The organism is Gemmobacter sp. (assembly GCF_046292685.1).
Lineage (GTDB): Bacteria > Pseudomonadota > Alphaproteobacteria > Rhodobacterales > Rhodobacteraceae > Wagnerdoeblera.
In genome coordinates this window covers 1-1,571 of record NZ_JBKBQM010000102.1, presented here as the reverse complement: position 1 = coordinate 1,571, position 1,571 = coordinate 1, and the positions used below count along the sequence as shown (strand labels likewise).

At 73.6% G+C, this 1,571-nt stretch carries 1 protein-coding gene and 1 pseudogene; both read right to left on the bottom strand.

Features of this window, described 5'->3' with window-relative positions:
* Window positions 1-154: 154 nt before the first annotated feature.
* Window positions 155-586: a DUF1489 family protein gene (locus ACK4S2_RS15740; protein WP_409626535.1), complete on the bottom strand. Its 432-nt coding sequence runs from the start codon at window positions 584-586 to the stop codon at window positions 155-157.
* Window positions 587-679: 93 nt separating this feature from the next.
* Window positions 680-1,571: pseudogene (locus tag ACK4S2_RS15735) on the bottom strand (molybdopterin molybdenumtransferase MoeA); the annotation flags it as partial.

Genomic DNA, 1,571 nt, shown 5'->3' with positions numbered 1-1,571 from the left:
TCATGCCGCCATCAACGGCGGCCAAGGCCCGAGTGCGAAGATCCATGGAAAGTGGTTTGCCCATCCTGAACCCCAACATCTGCTCCGAGCAGACTGAATCACGCCTCGGCCCCGATGGGAATCCCCTCGCGATTCACGACGCTCGGGAACCGCTCTAGCGCAGGCCGAATTCGGCCAGCGCAGTGGCCAGGGCGGGCGGCAACACGTCGTCGGCGGCGCGGGTGGGCGGCAGGTCGCGCGGGGCCTCGGCGGCGGGCAGGTAGCGCCAGCCCTGGAAGGGGCGCCGGGGGGCGGGTTCGGTTCGGATCACTTCGGCGTCGAGGTGAATTGCGCAACGCAGGATACCATCGTCGCCCCGCACTTCCTCCAGCGCGACGATGCGCTGGCGTGCGAGGATCAGGCCCTTGAACACCCAGTAGAGCGATCCGCCGGCCAGGACTTCGGCCTCCCGTTTCGGCCACATGCGGGTGACATGCACCGCCCGGCCCGCCGGCCAGCGCCCGCGCTGACTGGCCTGCCAGGCCACCAGATCCTCGACCGCATCGGCGCCGACGCAAAGTTTCACCAGATGTATGCCGTCTGCCATGCCAGCCCCCGATTTTCGAGGGGCAGCATAGAGCCGCAGCCCGGATCGGCAAGGGCGGCCCCGGTCGGCGACAGGCGCCCGGCCGGGCGCCGATCACGCGGCAGCGGCGGCGGCCTGCAAGGCGCCATGGCGCCCGGCGCCGAGGATCCAGCCTTCGTCCTGCACGGTCGCTTCGGGGGCGCCGGGTGCCATCAGCGCCGGCAAGCCGCCTTCGGCGGCGACGCGCAGCACCGCCCTGGCCAGCAGGTCGACCTGTGCCGCATCGAGGCAGGGGTAGCGCGGCAGGGCCCGGGCCAGCACCGGCGCCAGCAAGGAGAAATAGACCTCGGCCACAACCAGGCGGGCGTTGGCGACGGGCTCGAACGGCCAGATGGCGACGGCGCCCGGGTGCGCCGCCCGCAACCGGTGCAGCACCGGAACGCAGGTCAGGGATTGCGCCCCCACCGCACCCGCCCCGGCAAGCTGGAACTGCGACTTCGGGTGCACCCGGCCGAAGGCGGCGGCCGCCTCGATCCGGCGGTGCCAGGCTAGGCCCGGCGGCAACGGCGGCCTCGTGCGCGGCAGGCCCGGGGTGCCGGCGCGGGTGCTATCGCCCCAGAACGGGCCGCCGCCGGCAAAGGCCCGGTTCGCCTCGGCGGCGACCTGCCGGTGGTTGCTGCCTTCGGGCCCGTCGGAAACCCGGGCGGCCAGCCAATCCCACACGGCCAGGGCGCGGGGGGTGCCCGTCAGCCCGGCGGCAAAGCCCGCCGGCCAGGCGAACCCGATGTCGATGCCCAGCAGCGTGCGACCGGGCAAGGCCAGCAGCGCCTGCAGCGCGCCCTGCGCCGCAGCGCGGGTCGGCAGGTTGACCGGCGGGCGCGCGCCCTCGCCGGCCAGCCCCAGCCAGATGGAATCCTTGCCGCGTTTCGGGCCGCGGGCCGAAGACCAGTCGAGCATGGCGACGCGATCGACCTTCATGGGCGGGCCGCGGCCAGCAGCGCCTCGG

Bases quoted from the DNA above. Each gene is read 5' to 3' on its own strand.
- ACK4S2_RS15740 (WP_409626535.1), bottom strand. From the start codon at position 586: ATGGCAGACGGCATACATCTGGTGAAACTTTGCGTCGGCGCCGATGCG.